Consider the following 20,132-nt stretch of genomic DNA (forward strand, 5'->3'; position numbering starts at 1 on the left):
GCGGCGCAGATAAGCAGTTATTTAAGGTTTAACCAGCGCATCAGCGGTAATATCGGCAATTTTCTGATTGCTGGTCAGGGTCATTGCCACGCGCATTTCTTTTTGGAAAATATCCAGCATATTTTCCACGCCCGCTTGGCCCGCTGCGCCTAGCGCATAGACAAAGGAACGCCCCAACATACAGGCGTCGGCACCCAGAGCGATCATTCTGACTACGTCCAGTCCGTTACGAATGCCCGAGTCTGCCAGAATTTTAATTTCCCCTTTTACCGCATCGGCAATCGGCGGTAATGCTTTAGCACTGGATAATACGCCGTCGAGCTGACGTCCGCCGTGATTGGATACCACAATGCCGTCAGCACCGAAACGAACGGCATCTTTGGCGTCTTCAGGATCAAGAATTCCTTTGATAACCATCGGACCGTCCCAGAATTCCCGAATCCATTCCAGATCCTTCCAGGAGATGGAAGGGTCAAAATTCTCCGTTAGCCAGCCGATATAATCGTCCAGGCCGATTTGGCGGCCGGTATAACGGGATACGTTACCCAGGCTGTGCGGCTTACCCTTAATTCCCACATCCCAGGCCCAGAACGGATGGGTAGCGCCCTGAATAATACGGCGGATTTCTTTATAGGGGCCGCTCATTCCGGAATGCATATCACGGTAGCGGGCGCCCGGCGTCGGCATATCGACGGTAAATACCAGTGTTGAACAACCGGCCTCTTTAGCCCGTTCCAAGGCATTTTTCATAAAGCCGCGATCTTTCAGCACATATAGCTGAAACCACATCGGACGTTTAATTGCAGGTACGACTTCTTCGATAGGACAGATGGAAACGGTGGAGAGTGTAAAGGGAATCCCTTTATTGTCCGCTGCTTTAGCCGCCTGCACTTCGCCGCGGCGTGCATACATTCCCAAGGCGCCGACCGGCGCGAGTACGACGGGCATCGCCAGTTTTTCACCGAATAATTCGATTTCCGTATCCAGTTGCGACATATCTTTCAGTACGCGTTGGCGCAGAGCGATATTTTCCAGATCGGAGGTATTACGCCTTAAGGTCTGTTCGGCGTAGGAACCGCCGTCGGCATAATGAAACATAAAAGGGGGAACGCGACGTTTTGCAGCTTTACGGTAATCCTGTGCGGATGAAATAATCATATTGACCTCTTGTTTATCTTGATTACATCTTTATAACGGGTGGTTAACACTAATGCAAATTATTGTTATTTGCAAAGTTATTAGAGGAAAAATAGGGAAAAAACGGATAGTTTTTTCTGAGTCTGCGATTCAGATCGCAAAATCTGAAATTGATATTCTCCGTTTTATTTCCGCTTTTAAGCTTTATTCCAAGCAATTTTCCGACTTCCGTTGTTTGATTAACAAATATTATTGATAATTATTCTCATTTAAATTAGAATCCGCAAGATTTTTGTGATTTTATTTTTATATCAAGGAGGAAGTATGAAAAAACTTAATAGATTGCTGCCCTGGTTATTATTAGGGGTAATGGGCGGCGCTTCGGCTCACAGCCTGTGGACGCTTGGAGAAAACAAAGAAGTGTTTGAAGCGGATATTATTTACGGCCACGCTTTCCCACAGGCTGAACAGATAGCGCCAAAACGTTTGAGTTTATTCGAGCCCTTAAAACTTGTAAGTAAAGAGGGTACTGTTGTGTTAACGCAAAGCGGTGAAAATTATCATTATATTCATAAGGATAAACTCGGACGCGGTACCCATATTCTGTTGGCGAACTATAAGCCGACTTATTGGACGCAAAACAGTAAAGGAAAATGGAAAATGGGGAAAAACCGTAAGGATATTCCTGCTGCGCAACAATGCGGATTGTATTCTATGCAGGCTAAAAGTTTTGTCAGTATTGATGATGACGGCGAATTTGCAACGCAACCGCTCGGACAAGGATACGAAATCACCCCCTTGCGCACAATCAAAGCGCTACAGGCTAACCGCTTGGTTAAATTTAAAGTAACTCATAATGGGGTGCCGTTGCAGGGCGTGAAAGTGGTAGGCGCGCCGGGCGGTTTTGATCCTCATGAGCTGAATATTCATGCCTTTTCCGCGGTTACGGATGCTAACGGCGAATTCAGCTTTAAAGCACTGGTTGGGGGAATGTGGTATTTAGCGGCAAAAACAGAACAGGCGGGAAAACAGCCGGAGATATGCGAAAAAGAAGTGAATGAATTTACTTTAAGCTTTGCGGTGCAGTAACAAGCGGAAATAGCTTTTGCTGCTAATTTTAAAGGCACCTTATACCGGCAGGAAAGGTGCCTTTATTTTGTAGAAAAACTGCTAAAATTTTGACCGCACTTTTTTACCGCCGGACTAATAAATCCCAAATAAACTAAACAGCAGAATAACGATAACGGTCGCTACAATCGGCATCACAAACGAAGTAACGGCAATTTCAAGATAAGCTTCACGATGAGTCATTTCCGTATTGCTCAGCAGGGTAAGTACCGCGCCGTTATGCGGCATGGTATCCAGTCCGCCGGAGGAAAGAGAGGCGATACGATGAAAAGCTTCCGAAGGTATTGCGCTTTGTTTGGCAATAGCCAGATATTTTTCACTTAAGGCTTCCAGTGCGATCCCCATTCCGCCGGAAGCCGAACCTGTGGCGCCGGCTAATATGTTTACCGCCACGGACAAGGAAATTAGCGGGCTGCCGGGGATATTCAGAATCATCGTCGTGAGATGTTCGAAGCCGGGCGCCAGACGTACCACGCTACCGAATCCGACTGCGGCGGCGGTGTTAATAATGGCGCCTACCGCACCGTTTGCCCCTTTGCTGATCGCCGTAGCGAATTTATCCCGTCGGCTTAAATTCAGTAGCATCACCAACCCTATTCCGCTTAGCAAGGCTAGTACGATATTTTTCGGATCACTGTTATCCCAGCCCAACAACGGCGGAACAAAATTCAGTACCACAATCACGGATATCAGCGGCAGTAAGGCAAGAAATGGCGAGGGCAGCATAAGAGATTGCTGGTCGGTTTTCTCCATATCCGGCGGCGGAACGAATTCGATACCCGCGGCAGCATATTTTTTACGCCGCAGTTCCAAATAAGCCGTACCGCCGAAAAATAAAATAAGCGCAGCTATTATGCCCATTATGGGGGCCGCCGTCGCCCCGGTACCAAAATATTGTGTGGGGATGAGGTTTTGTATTTGTGGCGATCCCGGTACGGCGGTCATGGTGAAAGTGAAGGCGCCGCAAGCGATGGTGCCGGGAATTAGGCGGCGGGTAATATTCGCCTCCTGAAATACCGCCAGTGCCAGAGGATAGACGGCAAATACCACGACGAATAGACTGACGCCGCCATAGGTGAGTACCGCACAGCCTAATATGATAGAGGCTATGGCGCTTTTTTTGCCGAGCAGGCTTGTTAGCTTCACCGCAATGGATTTGGCAGCGCCGCTAACATCCATAAGATTGCCGAAAATTGCGCTAAGTAAAAAGGCGGGAAACCATGCTTTAACAAATCCCACCAGCCCGCTCATATAGCCGTCCAGATAGGTGTCCAGTACGTTCAGATCACCGCTGAATGCAACGATTGCCGCACACAGTGGGGCTATCCAGACGATGGAATACCCCCTGAAAGCAAGGAACATTAATAATCCTAAACCGATAAAGATACCGAATAGACTCAACATAGTTTCCCCTTTTGTTCGGATGCTTTAATTTTATCCTCAGGCGGCCGTCCAAGCACCGTCAATGGACAGACAGGCACCGGAAACAGAAGCGGCGGCATCGGAGCAGAGGAACTTGATAAATTCGCCGATATCCGCAGGTTCGATTAAACGTTTAACCGCCGCTTTTTGCAGCATGATTTGATCGATAACCTGCCGTTCCGAGATATTATGATGTTCCGCTTGGGCGCTGATTTGTTTATCTACCAGCGGGGTTCTGACATAAGCGGGGCAAACGGAATTTACGGTGATACCATAGGCACCGCCTTCCAGCGCTGCAACTTTGGTCAGACCGGATAAGCCGTGCTTGGCAGCGACATAGGCGGCTTTAAATTCGGAAGCGACTAGGCCGTGAATGGAGTTCAGATTGATAATTCTGCCCCAACCTTGGTTTTTCATGTGCGGGAAACAGTAACGGGTCAGTAGGAAGGGAGCGGTGAGCATCAGATTCAGCATAAAATCCCATTTGTCTTCCGGAAATTCCTCCAGCGGCGCAAGGGTCTGAATACCCGCCACATTAACCAGAATATCCACGCCTCCGTTTTGTTTTGCGGCATAGTCTACAGCCTCTTTACATTGGTTGCGACGGGATAAATCGGCAACAAAATAATGAGCCTGTAATTTTTCCGCTTCGACTTTCAGCGCCTCTTGGTTAATATCCAGCATACATATTCTGCATCCCTCGGCGGCTAATATTTTGCTCACTGCCAGGCCGATACCGCTTGCCGCGCCGGTGATTAATGCGGTTTTATTGTTTAGCATAAACGCACTCCTTGCTTGAGGTTGATCAAATCCAGAACTTAGGGCAGACTAACAAGAAAGATGAAGGAAAAGAAATACTTATTTTTTAACCTCGTATAAATTCGGTTTATAAGGGACAAGAGGATAAAATTCGGAAATGGAATATGATGAAAAGAGCGGTATTTTTTTATTGCTGTTTTATCAGGGGGAAGTCTTTGGGAACCGACTGCTCTATTTGAATGAATATCAAAAAATTATTATAAAAACCACCGCTCTTTTTTACTATGAACGGGGGAGCGGAAGGGGAAAAGGGTAAATAGAAAGAGCGCGCAATCTGTTGTTTATGCACAATGAGAAGAATTGCGTGAATCCAATATGATTAGGGCGGAAAAAATTTAGGCGGTTTGCACCGCCTAAATGGAACTATTGATTATTCTGAACGTAATCAATTGCTGATTGAACCGTAGTGATTTTTTCAGCTTCTTCGTCAGGAATTTCAATATCAAATTCTTCTTCTAAAGCCATTACCAATTCAACGGTATCTAAAGAGTCCGCTCCTAAATCTTCAATGAAAGAAGCTTCAGGTTTAACCTCTTCTTCTTTTACACCTAACTGGTCAACAATGATTTTTTTTACGCGTTCTTCAATGCTCATTTTTTTTTCCTATTTTAGTTTTCGCCCTATGCGATAAAGTGAATAGTGTATGTATTTTGACGAAAGTTGCAAGATCTTTCTGCCAAGGCTAACTCATAAACACATACGGTAAAAATCCGGTTATGCCTTTCAAATACTAGGCTTTCCTATGCGTGCGCCATCAATTCTAGCATTAAGAATTGAGTTTTGCCAACTTCTTTAAGCCTTTTTCTCTGCGTAGCGAAAGGGCGGGATTAGTCCATATACAGCCCGCCGTTCACGTGCATGGTGGTTCCTGTAATGTAGGCGGCATCATCGGAAGCCAGAAAAGCCACCGCTTTGGCGATATCCTTCGCTTCACCCAGACGACCGGCGGGAACATTGGATAAGATACCGCTTTTTTGTTCTTCCGTTAGCACTTCCGTCATATCCGTTGCGATAAAGCCCGGCGCTACAACATTCACCGTGATACCTCGTGAAGCGACTTCTTTGGCGAGCGCCTTACTAAAACCTATTAAACCGGCTTTTGCCGCACAGTAGTTTGTTTGCCCCGGATTACCCATGGAGCCGACTACGGAGCCGATATTAATAATACGACCGAAGCGTTTTTTCATCATGCTGCGCAGCATTGCCTTAGATAAATGGTAAACGGAGGTCAGGTTGGTTTGCATTATATCGAACCATTCCTCGTCTTTCATACGCATTAGCAGATTATCTCGGGTAATACCGGCATTATTTACCAGAATATCAATATCGCCGCACTCGGCTTTTATTTGTGCCAGCAAGGCTTCGATGGAGGCGAGATCGGTTAGGTTTAATACCATACCCTTGCCTTTTTCACCTAAATACGCGGAAATGCTGTCCGCGCCTTTGTCAGTGGTTGCAGTTCCGATTACAAAAGCGCCCTTGGCGCTGAGTTCTTCCGCAATGGCACGTCCGATACCCCGGGTTGCACCGGTAACTAATGCTATTTTTCCTTGCATGATATTCTCCTTATTCAGATAACAGTAAATTTTCAGCCGCTGCAAGTGAAGCCGGGTCGTTTACCGCACTTGCCTGTAAGCTGTCGGCAATACGTTTGGTCAGCCCGGTCAACACTTTATTCGGCCCGATTTCCACCAATACTTCAATACCGGCCGCCGCCATTTTTTCAACGGTTTCCGTCCAGCGTACCGGGCTATAGAGCTGACGTACTAAGGCGCTGCGTATGGCCTGCGCATCATTTTCAGTTTTTACATCAACATTGTTCAGCACGGCAACTGCAGGAGTTTTTAGGGTGATGCTTTCAAGGGAAACCGCAAGCTGATCCGCCGCCGGTTTCATTAATGCGCAATGTGAGGGAACGCTTACGGATAAGGGTAACGCACGTTTTGCTCCCGCTGCTTTACAGGCTGCAGCCGCACGTTCTACCGCCGCTTTAGCTCCGGCAATCACAACCTGACCCGGTGAGTTAAAGTTTACCGCTGAAACCACTTCTCCTTGTTCCGCCTGTTGGCAGGCCTGGATGATACTTTGGTTATCCAGCCCGATAATGGCGTACATGGCACCGCTGCCTTCCGGTACGGCTTGTTGCATCAGCTTACCTCGTAGTTCCACCAGTTTTATCGCATCCTGAAAATCCATAACGCCGGCGCATACCAGGGCGGAATACTCGCCTAGGCTGTGTCCTGCCATTAATGTCGGTTGTAATTGAGGATACTGTTGCTGCCATACGCGGAAGATCGCAACGGATGCAGCTAATAACGCCGGCTGGGTTTGCCAGGTTTTATTCAGTTCTTCCGCCGGCCCCTGCTGAACCAGTTGCCATAGATCATAACCCAGGACTTCGGAAGCCTGAGCAAAAGTTTGTTCAATAATCGGATTTTGTGCAGCCAGTTCGGCTAACATTCCCACAGCTTGGGAACCCTGTCCCGGAAAGACCATTGCAAATTTTTTCATATTCTGTTACCTGATTATTTTAGTAAATTAGTTTCCATGCGCTGTAAAAACTCGTGCATAGCTTTATGGATATCAATGTTCATGCGATCGGCAAGTACGATCAGCCACCAGATATTTTCGCTGAGCTTATGTTCGAGCTCGGCTTGAATATCCGTATCGGATTTCGGCCAGCGCTGTTGTTGCGCCATGGCGAGGCGACCGACCAGGCCCGCATCGGTTAAAAAAGCCAGAGCGTCTTCTTCCACCGACCATTCGCTTTGGTGATATTTTTGCTCCAATTGATGATAGCGGCGGCGAATTTCAAGGCTGCGCCGGATTATCTGTTCGAAATCAAGAGACGACATCTTATTCCTCTGCGGCATTAAAAGCGAATCAACGCGGAACCCCAGGTCCAACCGCCGCCGAAGCCTTCCAGCAGAATCAATTGATTAGGCTGAATACGGCCATCTCGTACGGCTTCGTCAAGAGCGCTGGGAATGCTGGCGGCGCTGGTATTTCCGTGCCGATCTAAGGTTACTACCACCTGCGACATTTCCATATCCAGTTTTTTGGCGGTTGCGCTGATAATTCTCAGATTGGCCTGATGGGGAACCAACCAGTCGATTTCCGACTTATCCAGCTGGTTTTCAGCCAGGGTTTCTTCAACTACGGCGGATAATTCGCGTACCGCCAGTTTAAAGGTTTCGTTTCCTTGCATAAGGATATAGCCGGAATCCGGATCGCCGCGGCGTTGTCCCGGCAGCATAAGCATTTCGTTTTTTTCCGCCGAGGCGTGTAAATGGGTAGATATGATACCCGGCTGCTCGCTGGCGGTTAAGATTACTGCGCCGGCACCGTCGCCGAATAATACCAGAGTACTGCGATCCTGTTCGTCCAGACGGCGGGAATTTAAATCGGAACCTATTACCAGGGCATTTTTCACTTTGCCGGTACGGATAAACTGATCCGCTACGCTCAGTGCGTAAACAAAGCCGGTGCAGGCCGCTGCCAAATCAAAGGAAATGGCATCTTGGATCTGTAATAAACCTTGAATTTCACAGGCGGCACTGGGGTAAGCATTGGTATTTGTTGTGGTGGCAACCAGGATTAGGTCGATTTCAGCGGCATCGATTTGCGCCTGTTGCAGACATTTTTTCGCCGCTTCAAATCCCATTGTTGCGACGCTTTCCTGTTCGGAAGCGATACGGCGTTCTTTAATTCCGGTACGCACGGTGATCCATTCGTCCGAGGTATCCACCATTTTTTCTAAATCCGCATTGGTGCGGACGGTGGAAGGGAAGTAGCTGCCTGTGGCTAAAATTCTGCTGTACATAATTATCTCATTATCTTTAAGTACTGATTTGATTCATGAATGATACTAATCCGGTTGTAAACCGGATAAAATTTTATTCGGAATATTTTGTCGAACTTGCTGCGCCGCATCCTTGATTGCGTAAGTAAAGGCTTCTATGCCGGCGGAACCATGGCTTTTTACCACCACGGAAGTTAATCCTATTAAGGAGGCGCCGTTATATTGATCGGGATTGATTTGCGCCAGCTTTGCGTAGCGTTTTTTAAATAAATATTTAATCAGGCGACGGAAAATTGTTCGCAGCATATGGCGAATAATACCGCCGGGCGTTGTGCCGCCTAATAGGCCGATTAGGTTTTTGGCCGCACCTTCCAGGGTTTTTAATGCGATATTACCGATAAATCCGTCGCTGACAATGACATCCGCTTTGCCGTTCAGTAAAAAATTACCTTCCAGAAAACCGATATAATTCAGTGTGCCGTCCTGTTCAAGTAATTTTGCTGCGTCTCGAATGGATTTGTAACCTTTGATTTCTTCCGTGCCGATATTTAACAGGGCGATACGCGGATAAACCAGATTGAGCGTATTCTGGGCAAAAATAGATCCCATTAATGCAAATTGATACAGGGTTTCCGCATCGCATTCGATATTTGCGCCTAAATCCAGCATAACCGAACGCTCGCCTTCTATGGTAGGTATCATAGAAACCAGTGCCGGGCGATGAATCCCTTGTAGGGGTTGCAGTAATATTTTTGACAGCCCCATCAGCGCACCGGTATTGCCTCCACTGACACAGCCCTGAGCTTCGCCGCTACGCACCGCTTCAATGGCCAAACGCATGGAAGTGCCTTTACTGTGGCGCAGCGCATGGGAAAGATCCTGATTATTTTCGATCGTGCGGGTACAATGGCGTACCTGTAAGCGGTTTGCAATTTCGGCGGGCAGATGTTCAATCAGAGGGGTTATTTGGCGACAATCGCCGAATAACAATAAAGACAGCATGGGATCTTGCTCCAATGCTTTTACAGACGCAGGGATAACAATACGGGGACCAATGTCCCCGCCCATCGCATCTAACGCAAGAGTTAGACGACTCAAGTGATTACCTTTTAAAGTAACTAAAGCAGAATTACTTGTTAATCACTTTACGACCACGATAATAACCGTCGGCAGTTACATGGTGGCGTAAATGAGTTTCACCGCTTGCTTTATCAACGGATACTGCTGCGGTAGTCAACGCATCGTGTGAACGACGCATATCACGACGTGAACGAGATTTTTTGTTTTGTTGAACAGCCATTGGCCATACTCCTAAATTTACTTTTGCTTTAAACTAGCTAATACAGCGAACGGGTTCGGTTTTTTTGCCGATTCTTCAGGCAATGAGCCAAAAACCTGTTCAGCCACGGACACTTCACAGTGTTCAGATGAATGCATGGGTACAATCGGCAGACTTAATATCAGCTCGTCTTCAATCGTACTTATTAAATCTATTTCCCCGAACTGGTTGAGTTCAACGGGTTCATAAATTTCCGGTAATTCATCAATTTGCGCAGGATTGGTAATGGGCGTATAACGGAAGTTACAGTCCAGCACCTGAACAAAGGGTTGATTGCAGCGCTGGCAAATCAGCTCTACATCAACCACCACCCGTCCTTCCATAACCACAAGTTTCTGCGGATCGATGAAGAACGATAATGTTACCTGTGCATCGCTGAGCACTTTACCTACCGATTCGGCCAAACGTTCAAGCTGATTTGCGGCATAGTAGCCGACATAATCCAACCGGCGTTGAGCGTCCTTTACCGGATCGACGGTCAGGGGTAGTTTTACCTTTTGCATAGGGCGAGAATATTACCTTTAGATCCTGAAATAGTCAAAGGAAATTGCATCTTTTGTCAAATTTTCTACAAAAGCTTTTGCTGAGGGCGACGCCTTTTTCGGGGGATTATTTGTTAGAAAGACGAACGCCGCCATGTTATTTTTATCCCGCCATGGGCTAGGGCTTAAAAAATTCCGTTTTTATAACCGCTCTTTTAGCATTAAGGCGGCGGGATAAAAAGGCTATCTGCGGATAGCCTCTTGTTTAACGGATAATACCTCGGGTCGAGCGTTTGAAGAAATCGACAAAAAAGCTAATCGCCGATTCGCTTTCGGCAATTTGTTCGATTTCCGGAATCACTTCTTCCAGAATTTTATCGCTGCGGTAAATGAGTTTATATACGTTACGGATAGTGTGTAAGGTGGATTTGTCAAAGCCGCGCCGTTTTAATCCTTCGAAGTTAACTCCGAACGGGCGGGCATGGTTACCTTGAGCCATCACATAAGGCGGTACGTCCTGGCTGACCATGGAGCCGCCGCCGAGCATTACATGCGCTCCGATAATAACAAACTGGTGTATGGCGGACATTCCTCCGACAATTACAAAGTCGTCCAATTCCACATGACCGGCTAAGGTGGCATTATTCGCCAGAATACAGCGGTTTTTGATTTTACAGTCGTGGGCGATATGGGCATTGATCATAAACAGGTTTTCGTCCCCGATTTGGGTTACGCCGCCGCCCTGTACGGTACCGCGATGAATAGTTACGCTCTCGCGAATACGGTTACGGTTACCGATAATTGTACGGGTGGGTTCTCCCTGATATTTTAAATCCTGGTTGATTTCCCCGATACTGGCGAACTGGAAGATATGGTTGTCTTCCCCGATAGTAGTGATTCCGCTAACAACCACATGGGAATGTAACAGGGTATTTTTACCGATTTCAACTTCCGCCCCTATGACACAGAAAGGACCTATGACAACATTTTCACCGATCTTTGCTCCCTGTTCGATAACAGCGGTAGGGTGAATTTTTGCACTTGGGTGGATCATTTTATCCTTCCTTATCTTAAGCTGCTTTGCGACGGGCGCACATTAAATCTGCTTCACATACGACTTTACCTTCAACGGTAGCCACCCCAGTGAAACGGGTTACGCCGCGTTTTTCGGCGATAAATTTTACATTCAGTTCTATACGATCGCCGGGCAGTACCGGGCGGCGGAAACGGGCATTATCAATGGCGGCAAAATAATAGAGCTCACCCTCCAGCGGGCGATAGGTTTTACAAGCCAGTACACCGGTCGCTTGCGCCATGGCTTCCAGAATCAGTACGCCGGGAAAAACTGGTTTTTCCGGAAAATGACCGGTGAAGCAAGGTTCGTTGACACTGATATTTTTAATGGCTTTTAACCATTGGCCTTCTTCATAATCCACGACGCGATCGACCAGAAGGAAAGGATAACGGTGGGGAAGTAATGTCATAATTTCGCTTGCTTCAATAATTCTTGGCGTTCTGCTTTCGGTTGTCATAAGTACCCTATTAAAGTAAAAATATAAACGGAATAATTGCCGCGGATTATACGGTATTTGCGGGCTAAATTATAGCGATTAAAAGAAAACCTGTCCATAAGACAGGTTTTGAGGAAGGATGCGCAGAATTAAGCAAGTTTCTTTTCCAATGCCTTCAGCCGCTTATTCATTTTATCAATATCCATTGTTAAGGCTGCGGTTTTGCGCCATTCCTTATTCGGTTGTAACGGGATACCGGAAGAATAGATGCCGGGCTCGGTGATAGGTCGCATAACCATACCCATGCCGGTAATGGTTACTTTATCACAGATTTCCATATGGCCGTTAAGCACGCTGGCGCCGCCGATAAGGCAATAGCGTCCGACATTAAGGCTGCCCGCCATGATTACCCCGCCGGCAACGGCGGTGCCTGTGCCTATATGTACGTTGTGAGCGATCTGGCAGAGATTATCAATAATGACGTTATCTTCAATAACGGTAGCATCCAAGGCGCCGCGATCGATACAGGTACAAGCGCCGATTTCTACGTTGTTACCGATAATTACCGTGCCGGTCTGGGGGATTTTTATCCAACGACCGCGATCATTGGCATAGCCAAAACCGTCGCTGCCGATAACCGCACCGGACTGAATCAGGCAGCCTTCGCCGATTTGCACTTCGTGGTAAACGCTAACATTCGCCCATAGTTGAGTAGCGGCACCGATTTTGGCATTTTTACCGATAAAACAGCCGGCGCCGATAACCACATTGTCGCCGATTTCCGCTCCCGCTTCGATAACCGCATTAGCGCCGATACAAACATTTGCGCCTAATTTGGCCTGTTCGGAAATCACGGCACTGGCGGCGATGGCTTCGGCGGCTTTCGGCGTATTATCCATATATTGTGCCAACAAGGCATAAGCAACATAGGGATCTTTGACGATCAGCAGATTACTGTGCGGCGCACAGAATTCCACATCAGCTTCGGATACCACCAAAATACCGGCCTGAGAAGCAGACAGCAGAGGGCGGAATTTTCCATTGGAAATAAAACTCAGCTGATGAGGGCCGGCTTTTTCCAGCGGTGCTATACCTTCAACCGATACATCGGCATTGCCGCGTATGGCAGCGCCGATGTGATTAGCCAATTCCTGAAGCGAATATCCGGACATATTTATTTCGCTGCAGGTGCTTTATTGGCACTGATGGCTTTTAGCACGTCTTCGGTAATGTCTTTACCTTCAACGGCATAAACGACGGAGTTAGCGTCAATAACGTAGGTATAGCCTTTTTCTTTAGCGATATTATTGGTTGCAGTCTGAATGCTGCCCAATAATTTTGCACGTTCGTCATTTTCCACTTTCTGGGTTTCCGCTTGGAATTTGCCTACTTGTTCTTCGTGAGCTTTAACTAAACCGTTAATTTCGTCTTCACGTTTTTTGATATCCGCCGCACGTAGTTTTGGTGCTTCTTTTTGTAAAGCGGCAATTTTTGCATCGATTTTTTTCTTATTGGCGGCCAGTTTGTCTGCGGTACCTTTGAATTCACTGTCCAGTTTTTTCGCGATAGCTTCCCGATCCGGGTGATTTTGGAATAAATAACCGGCATTGATAAATGCAATATTTTCAGCGGCTGCTGCCATTGATGAGGTAAGAGCCAAGGCTAAAGAAAGAGCGGTCAGTTTTACAACTTTTTTCATAATGTTTCCTTTATGGTTTATGTGAGTCAGTGATTTCCGCCGGCTTATGATTGCCGGCAGAATCGGTATTCTGAGCTGAGTTTAGCCCAGTCCTTAATTATTAGAAAGTACCGCCGATACTGAACTGGAATTGTTCGATATCGTCGCGTTCATATTTTTTCACCGGTTTGGCGTAAGAGAACACCAACGGGCCGATAGGGGATTGCCATTGGAAGGCTACCCCGGCGGAAGCTCGAATTCGGCTCGGATCGCTGTAATCCGGTAAGCTCGGATATTTGGCTTTATCCGCTGCCGACCAGTGGGTATTCCACAAACTGCCCGCATCAACGAACAATGAGGTTCTAACGCTATTTTGGTTCTTTTCCGCTACGAACGGCGTCGGTACTATTAATTCCACGCTAGCGGTGGCCATGGCGTTACCGCCCACCACATCGTCGCTGATTCGGCAATAATAATCCTGTTGGGCGGAACAGTTATTCGCATCATAATAAATCGCATTCGGCCCTACACCGCCGTAAGAGAAACCGCGCAGGCTACCGATACCGCCAAGGTAATAATTCTGGTAGAACGGCAGTACTTTACCGCCGAAACCGTTGGCGTAGGAAGCGGAGGCTCGGCTGGAAATCACCCAGGTATGTTCTCTGTTAAGAGGGTAGTAGCCGTTAATTTCCGCATTCAGCTTATAGTATTTGTTATCCGAACCGGGAATGGTAACGCGTCCGCCCAAAGTCGCTTTCAGCCCTTTGGTCGGGAAGTAACCGCGGTTGAGGGAATTATAGGTCCAGCCGAAAGAGAAATCAAAATCATGGGCTTTGAATTTCCATTCGTCATAATTCATGGATTTTATATATTTGGCACGGTTATATTCCGGAGTAATATCTTTCAGCTTATTGTAGGTATAGCCCAAGCCGAGATAATAGGAGTTATTTTCATTAACCGGGAACGCCAGGGTTAGGTTGGTACCGTAAGTGGTACGGGAATAGGAAGCTACGCTATCGTTATCCGAGTTGTCGTAGGTTTCATAGAAAACATTGCCGCCGAGACTCACGCCGTCTTTGGTAAAGTAGGGTTCGGTATAGCCGAGATTGATGGTGGTACCGTAGTCGTTACGGGAACCCGCCAGACTGACAGAAGAACCCATTCCCAGGAAGTTATCCTGCTTGATGCTGGCCTGGTAGCTTAAACCGCTTTCCGTACCATAACCGACACCGAAGTTAATGCTACCGGTATTACGCTCTTTCACCTTATAGATGACGTCCAGCTGATCGTCCGTACCCGGAACGCCTTCGGTACGATGTTCCACTGTTTCAAAAAATCCGGTGCGATCTAACCGCACTTTACCCAGTTCCACCAGTTGAGAGGACAACCAGGTACCTTCCTGCTGCCGCATTTCCTGACGCAGGGTGCTGTCGGCGGTTACCGTATTGCCTTCAAAGCGGATCTGACGTACGGAATACTGGCGTCCCGCCTCGACCACAAAGCTGATGCCGACGCTATGCTGTTGATCGTCAAAATCCGGGTGAATATTTACGCTGGCATTGGCATAGCCGCGTTCGCCCAGTTTGGCTTTAATGTCCTGTTCGACATTGGCGACTTCGTTACGACGGAAAATTTCACCGACCCGAATGGAATTCAGCAGCGGCGCCAGTTCATTGTCCATACCGGCCAGATTACCGACGATACGGGCACTACTTACTCTATATAGCGCGCCTTCGTCCACGCCGATTTTCACCCGCGCTTCGGTTTGTTCATCATTCAGCTGCACATCGGTTGAAGTGATCTGGAATCGGGCATAACCTCGGTTCATATAATAATCGCGTAGGCTATCCAAATCTTTGCCGAACTGATTGGCTTCAAACTTATTACCGAACAGTTTCCACCAAGCATCGGGCTGTAATTCCATCTGTTCCGTTAATGTATCGCTGTCGAAAGCATGGTTGCCTTCAAAACTGATGCCTTTTAGCAGGGCGATATCATTTTCTTTAATTTGGATTTTTAAATCCGCACGATTGTTCGGCAAACTGTTGACGATGGTTTCAACTTTGGCGTTGTAACGTCCGGTACTTTTGTAGTGATCCAATAAACCTTGACGGAAGGCTTCCAGTTTTTCACGATTAAGGGTATCCCCCACTTTAAAGCCGTTGGCATCCAGATTTTGTTTTAACGCATCGGTAGGAATAGCGCCGTTCCCCTCAATACTGACCTCGGAAATTATAGGTTGTTCGCTAACGGAGATTACCAATGTGTTACCTTCACGACCGGCCTGTACATTCTGATAACCGCGCATAAACAGCGTTCTTACTATGTCGGAAATATCGCTGTCCGTTGCACGTTGGCCTACGGCTACCGGTAAATCCGCAAGTACTCTGCTTTCCGCACCGGCAGGCACGCCGTCCACACGGATATCCTGAACGATAAAAGGTGCGGCGAAGGCGCCGCTGGAGCCTAATAATAAACTGGTAATGAGGAGTTTTTTCATCTTCACTGTTATCCTAAATAAGGTCAATTAACTATTTACAAACGTAAGAAATCATTAAATAGCGCCAGAGCCGTTAATGCCAACAGCAAAGCCGCGCCGATACGATAACTTAGGTTCTGAATTTTTTCGGAAAGGGGTTTTCCCGCAATTCCTTCCGCCGCCAGAAATACCAAATGGCCGCCGTCCAGCACCGGCAGCGGAAACAGATTCATAATGCCGAGGTTGACGCTGATCAGCGCCATAAAACTCAGGTAATAAACGATTCCGATACTGGATGTTATTCCTGCACCTTTGGCAATGGATATAGGCCCGCTTAAGTTATTCAGGGATAGATCACCGCTGAATAATTTACCGATAATCTTTACCGTAACCCAGGAAAGCTGTAGGGTCTTGTCAACCGCTTTTTGTGCGGCCTCAAGCATATCATATTTTAATTCGGTGCGGTACTTGTCCGCAACAGGTGTAAATGTGGGGGAGATGCCCACTACCAGTCGGTTTTCCGCATTACGTTTAGGATTTAGGCTGAGGTCAAAGAACTCTCCCGAGCGCTCTACCCGAAGAGGAATGGGGTTTCCCTGCTGAACCCGATTAACAAACTCTTGCCATTGAATTTCCGTCCCGTCCTGATTGTAGAGTTTATCACCGATTTGTAAGCCTGCTGCGGCCGCCGGGGAATCGGCGGCGACTTTTGATAAGGTCATTTCCACCTTGGCGCCAACCGGCACAAGTCCCAGGGCGCTAATGGCACTTTCTTTATCGGGATCGAAGGTCCAGTGAGAAAGATCCAGGATTTTCTGCTGTCGGCGCTGTTCGCCGAAGGGCGTGAGGGTGATACTGACTTCGCCCTGACGGATTTTGGTGGTCAGCAACATATTGATGCTTTCCCAATCGGAAACTTCGCTGTCGTCAATGGCAAGGATTTGCATATCGGCGCCGATATCAGCGCGGGCGGCGACGGAATTTTCCTGAACTGCGGCCACTACCGGTTTTAGGCTTGGAATGCCGACTAAATAAATTGCCCAGTAGGCCAGGGCGGCAAAAATAAAGTTGGCAAGCGGGCCGGCGATAATTACAAAGGCGCGCTGTAATAGGGTTTTATTGTTAAAGGCCTGAGATTTTAACTCGGGCGGGACTTCCTCATTACGTTCGTCCAGCATTTTGACATAACCACCGAGGGGAATGGCGGAGAGAGCGAATTCCGTCCCTTGTTTATCTCGGCGACGCCAGAGAACTTTACCGAAACCGATGGAAAAACGATGCACTTTTATACCGCACTTTCTGGCCGCCCAGAAATGCCCGTATTCATGCACGGAAATCAGTACGCCGATAACGATGATAAATGAAACTAACGACCACAGAAAGGACATGGGCAATACCTAGAGTACGAAAAAGTAAAAATAGGCAAAGAAGGGAACCGCCGCAGTTAGGCTATCGATACGATCGAGTACGCCGCCATGTCCGGGGATCAGCCGCCCGCTGTCTTTTATTCCGCTTTCCCGTTTAAACATACTTTCCGTCAGATCGCCCAAAATAGACACAGCTACAGTGGCGACAGAAAGCAGAATCAGCGAGAGGGGGGAGTTTACCGAAAACAGCGCTTCGCCCAGGGTTTGAATAAAAATAAAGGCAAAAATACAAGCGGTAACTAAGCCTCCCACGACGCCCTGCCAGGTTTTTCCCGGTGATACTTTCGGCGCCAGTTTATGCTTACCGAAACGGCGACCGGCGAAATAGGCGCCGCTGTCCGCCGCCCAGACCAGAATAAATACATAAAGCAACAGAATAATGCCCTGATGCGGATTTTGAACGTATTGATTTAGGCGTAACTGTAATACGGCGATAAGAAAGGGAACCAGACTGAAAAAAGCAAAGATTATTTGCAGCAATAAGGAATGACGCCAAAGTGCGGCGGATTTCGGATAACTTACCACTAACATCAGCGCCGCTGTCCACCAGATAACACCGGTCAACAGCAAGGGTTCGGCATAGGTCCGGAATACCCGTCCTGCGTTCAGATAGTCGTTCTGACTGTAGAGCAGCAGGAACAAAAAGGTGGCGGCGATGGCGGTAGCGACAAAACGCCAGACCGATTGTTTAAAACGGATAAATTGCGTCCATTCCCAGAATGCCAGTATTACGACAATGCCCAAGGTAAGGGCAAAATAATAAGGAGAAAACAGAAACAATGCGGCGAATACGGCAGCAATAAGAATGAGTGCGGACAAAATGCGTTGTTTAAGCAAGGGATTATACCTCTATTCCAATGGTTTTATTCGCAACCGCCGAACCGACGCTCACGTTGTTGGTAGGCAAAAATTGCATGATTGAATTTCTTCTCATCAAAATCAGGCCAAAGTACATCGCAAAAATATAATTCGGCATATGCAATCTGCCAGAGTAAAAAATTACTGATTCGCTGCTCCCCGCTGGTACGGATTAACAGATCTACCTGAGGCTGATCTTTTGTGACAAGATTACGCTGAAAAAGTTCTTCCGTAATCTGAGATATCAGGAGTTTATCCTCTTTTACCTGCTGTGCTATATGGCGGGTCGCTTGAATTATATCCCAGCAGCCGCCGTAATTAGCGGCGATATTTAGGTTGAGCGCGCTGTTATTTTCGGTCAGTTTTTCGGCATTACGGATTTTTTCCTGTAATTTTTCACTAAAGCGGGATACATCGCCCAAAATTCTTAATCTGATATTGTTGCGGTGCAGCTTTTTTACTTCCAGATCCAACGCCTGCATAAATAATGTCATCAGGGCGTTTACTTCGGGTTCCGGGCGCGCCCAGTTTTCGCTGCTGAAAGCATATAGGGTCAGGGAGTCGATACCGAGCTGACGGGCATAGGATACCGCTTTACGCACGGCGGAAACGCCGTTTCTATGACCGAAAATCCGCATTTTCCCCTGTTGTTTCGCCCAACGTCCGTTGCCGTCCATAATAATGGCCACATGGCGGGGAAGATTATTTAAATCAAGTTCTTTCATTTCTTATTATATTTTGACCGCACTTTATCAGCTGCGACGACTATAGCATAATTTATCGGGCGCAGGCTATGCTTAGATATTATTTTAGCCCCGCTGAGGGAACGGCGGGCGCGTTACTAACGGTTCGTTTAATATTTGGCTATCAGTTCATGGGCGAATCTGCGTGCCTGTGAATCCAGCGCCAATACATCATCCACGGAGGTAATGTTGCGGGCAGGGATAGCTTCCACCGTACGGCGATTTAGCAACGCGATATCATTAAATGCAATGCGACCTTGCAGGAAGGCCTCCACATTGATTTCATTGGCCGCATTCATGGCGGTAGTGGCGTACTGTCCCGCCTTAAAAGCCTCTATGGCCAGTTTTAGACAAGGGTAACGTTCTTCCTCCGGCGCCATAAAAGTCAGTCCGTTTAGGCGGTAGAAATCCAGCGCTTCAACGCCGGAAGGTATACGCTGCGGATAAGCCATGGCTTCGGCGATTGGCGTACGCATATCCGGGTTGCCCATTTGGGCGATAACGGAACCGTCAATATAACGCACCATCGAATGAATAACCGATTGCGGGTGAATGATTACTTCCATTTCTTCGGCACCGGCATTGAACAGCCAGCGGGCTTCTATGTACTCTAATCCCTTATTCATCATTGTTGCCGAATCTACGGAGATTTTTTTACCCATAGACCAGTTGGGGTGCGCTACCGCTTGCTCGGGGGTAATCTGTGCGAAGTCTTCCAAGGGCATAGTGCGGAAGGGGCCGCCGGAGCCGGTTAGAACGATTTTACTGATACCTAATTCGGCCAGAGGGCAGAAGCCGATTTTTTGCTGCGCTTCGGGCGGAAGGGATTGAAAGATGGCATTGTGTTCGCTGTCTACCGGCAGTAAACAGGCCTGATGACGGCGTACCGCATCAATAAACAACTGCCCGCAAGTAACCAGACTTTCCTTATTGGCGAGTAGAACCCGTTTACCAGCTTGAACTGCAGCCAGGGTAGGCAACAGTCCGGCGGCGCCCACAATCGCTGCCATTACCTGATCCGCCTCCGGATGCGCCGCTAATTGGCAAATGGCTTCATCACCGGATAATACCTGGGTTTGGCTGGCGTAACTCTTCAGATTTTGCGCCAGTTGTTTGGCCGCGACAGGATCGGATAATGCGGCAAAATGCGGCTGATATTGCAGACATTGTGCGGTCATCCGTTCGACGTTTTTACCGCCCGCAAGGGCAAAAACACGGTAATGTTCGGGATTATGCTCAATAACGGAAAGGGTACTGCGGCCGATTGAACCTGTGGAGCCAAGAATGACGATATTTTGTTTTTGCAT

21 protein-coding genes are annotated in these 20,132 nt (G+C 47.6%); 1 reads left to right on the top strand and 20 read right to left on the bottom strand.

What is annotated here, in order from left to right; all coding sequences use genetic code 11:
- Positions 1-21: 21 nt before the first annotated feature.
- Positions 22-1,158 carry an FMN-dependent L-lactate dehydrogenase LldD gene (lldD, locus tag EDC45_RS00600; RefSeq protein ID WP_133542434.1) on the bottom strand — a complete coding sequence of 379 codons (1,137 nt, stop codon included), beginning with the start codon at positions 1,156-1,158 and terminating at the stop codon, positions 22-24.
- 303 nt (positions 1,159-1,461) lie between these two features.
- Here lldD and EDC45_RS00605 point away from each other — a divergent pair, with 303 nt between their 5' ends.
- Positions 1,462-2,226: a DUF4198 domain-containing protein gene (locus EDC45_RS00605; RefSeq protein ID WP_133542436.1), complete on the top strand. Its 765-nt coding sequence runs from the start codon at positions 1,462-1,464 to the stop codon at positions 2,224-2,226.
- Positions 2,227-2,340: 114 nt separating this feature from the next.
- On the opposite strand, the gene EDC45_RS00610 is transcribed toward EDC45_RS00605, so the two are convergent.
- The 19 genes from EDC45_RS00610 to ispC all read right to left on the bottom strand — a co-directional run bounded on the left by EDC45_RS00610 (position 2,341) and on the right by ispC (position 20,132).
- The gene (locus EDC45_RS00610) at positions 2,341-3,669 is read right to left on the bottom strand and encodes a GntP family permease (RefSeq protein ID WP_133542438.1); all 1,329 of its coding nucleotides are present in this window, start codon (positions 3,667-3,669) and stop codon (positions 2,341-2,343) included.
- Between the two features lie 36 nt (positions 3,670-3,705).
- The gene (locus tag EDC45_RS00615; protein WP_133542440.1) at positions 3,706-4,467 is read right to left on the bottom strand and encodes a 3-hydroxybutyrate dehydrogenase; all 762 of its coding nucleotides are present in this window, start codon (positions 4,465-4,467) and stop codon (positions 3,706-3,708) included.
- Between the two features lie 402 nt (positions 4,468-4,869).
- Positions 4,870-5,100: an acyl carrier protein gene (acpP, locus tag EDC45_RS00620; protein ID WP_133542442.1), complete on the bottom strand. Its 231-nt coding sequence runs from the start codon at positions 5,098-5,100 to the stop codon at positions 4,870-4,872.
- 233 nt (positions 5,101-5,333) lie between these two features.
- Complete coding sequence (fabG, locus tag EDC45_RS00625; protein WP_133542444.1) at positions 5,334-6,062, bottom strand: 3-oxoacyl-ACP reductase FabG; 729 nt, start codon at positions 6,060-6,062, stop codon at positions 5,334-5,336.
- A gap of 10 nt (positions 6,063-6,072) precedes the next feature.
- On the bottom strand, positions 6,073-7,017 hold the full coding sequence (gene fabD / locus EDC45_RS00630) for an ACP S-malonyltransferase (RefSeq protein WP_133542445.1): 945 nt from the start codon (positions 7,015-7,017) through the stop codon (positions 6,073-6,075).
- Positions 7,018-7,031: 14 nt separating this feature from the next.
- On the bottom strand, positions 7,032-7,361 hold the full coding sequence (locus EDC45_RS00635; protein WP_133542447.1) for a nucleoside triphosphate pyrophosphohydrolase family protein: 330 nt from the start codon (positions 7,359-7,361) through the stop codon (positions 7,032-7,034).
- A gap of 17 nt (positions 7,362-7,378) precedes the next feature.
- Complete coding sequence (locus tag EDC45_RS00640) at positions 7,379-8,329, bottom strand: beta-ketoacyl-ACP synthase III (protein WP_133542449.1); 951 nt, start codon at positions 8,327-8,329, stop codon at positions 7,379-7,381.
- A gap of 45 nt (positions 8,330-8,374) precedes the next feature.
- Positions 8,375-9,376 (bottom strand): phosphate acyltransferase PlsX, encoded by a 1,002-nt coding sequence (gene plsX / locus EDC45_RS00645; RefSeq protein ID WP_424960656.1) that lies wholly within the window; start codon positions 9,374-9,376, stop codon positions 8,375-8,377.
- A 61-nt stretch (positions 9,377-9,437) separates the two neighbouring features.
- Positions 9,438-9,608: a 50S ribosomal protein L32 gene (gene rpmF / locus EDC45_RS00650; RefSeq protein ID WP_005544470.1), complete on the bottom strand. Its 171-nt coding sequence runs from the start codon at positions 9,606-9,608 to the stop codon at positions 9,438-9,440.
- Between the two features lie 17 nt (positions 9,609-9,625).
- Complete coding sequence (gene yceD / locus EDC45_RS00655) at positions 9,626-10,150, bottom strand: 23S rRNA accumulation protein YceD (RefSeq protein WP_133542453.1); 525 nt, start codon at positions 10,148-10,150, stop codon at positions 9,626-9,628.
- Positions 10,151-10,394: 244 nt separating this feature from the next.
- Positions 10,395-11,183, bottom strand: coding sequence for an acyl-ACP--UDP-N-acetylglucosamine O-acyltransferase (lpxA, locus tag EDC45_RS00660; protein ID WP_133542455.1), 789 nt, complete (start codon positions 11,181-11,183; stop codon positions 10,395-10,397).
- A 16-nt stretch (positions 11,184-11,199) separates the two neighbouring features.
- Complete coding sequence (gene fabZ, locus EDC45_RS00665) at positions 11,200-11,661, bottom strand: 3-hydroxyacyl-ACP dehydratase FabZ (RefSeq protein WP_133542457.1); 462 nt, start codon at positions 11,659-11,661, stop codon at positions 11,200-11,202.
- A gap of 128 nt (positions 11,662-11,789) precedes the next feature.
- Positions 11,790-12,812 (bottom strand): UDP-3-O-(3-hydroxymyristoyl)glucosamine N-acyltransferase, encoded by a 1,023-nt coding sequence (gene lpxD, locus EDC45_RS00670; protein WP_133542459.1) that lies wholly within the window; start codon positions 12,810-12,812, stop codon positions 11,790-11,792.
- 2 nt (positions 12,813-12,814) lie between these two features.
- Positions 12,815-13,339, bottom strand: a complete 525-nt coding sequence (locus tag EDC45_RS00675; protein ID WP_133542461.1) for an OmpH/Skp family outer membrane protein — start codon at positions 13,337-13,339, stop codon at positions 12,815-12,817.
- 100 nt (positions 13,340-13,439) lie between these two features.
- Positions 13,440-15,818 (bottom strand): outer membrane protein assembly factor BamA, encoded by a 2,379-nt coding sequence (gene bamA, locus EDC45_RS00680; protein WP_133542463.1) that lies wholly within the window; start codon positions 15,816-15,818, stop codon positions 13,440-13,442.
- Between the two features lie 35 nt (positions 15,819-15,853).
- Positions 15,854-17,185: a sigma E protease regulator RseP gene (gene rseP / locus EDC45_RS00685; RefSeq protein ID WP_133542465.1), complete on the bottom strand. Its 1,332-nt coding sequence runs from the start codon at positions 17,183-17,185 to the stop codon at positions 15,854-15,856.
- 9 nt (positions 17,186-17,194) lie between these two features.
- A complete protein-coding gene (locus EDC45_RS00690; protein ID WP_133542467.1) occupies positions 17,195-18,061 on the bottom strand; it encodes a phosphatidate cytidylyltransferase in 867 nt (288 codons plus the stop codon).
- A 26-nt stretch (positions 18,062-18,087) separates the two neighbouring features.
- A complete protein-coding gene (uppS, locus tag EDC45_RS00695; protein ID WP_133542469.1) occupies positions 18,088-18,807 on the bottom strand; it encodes a polyprenyl diphosphate synthase in 720 nt (239 codons plus the stop codon).
- A gap of 128 nt (positions 18,808-18,935) precedes the next feature.
- Entirely contained in the window at positions 18,936-20,132 is a 1,197-nt protein-coding gene (gene ispC / locus EDC45_RS00700) for a 1-deoxy-D-xylulose-5-phosphate reductoisomerase (protein WP_133542471.1), read from the bottom strand.

Origin of the sequence: Mesocricetibacter intestinalis (assembly GCF_004363295.1) — a bacterium.
In the GTDB taxonomy this organism is placed as follows: domain Bacteria; phylum Pseudomonadota; class Gammaproteobacteria; order Enterobacterales; family Pasteurellaceae; genus Mesocricetibacter; species Mesocricetibacter intestinalis.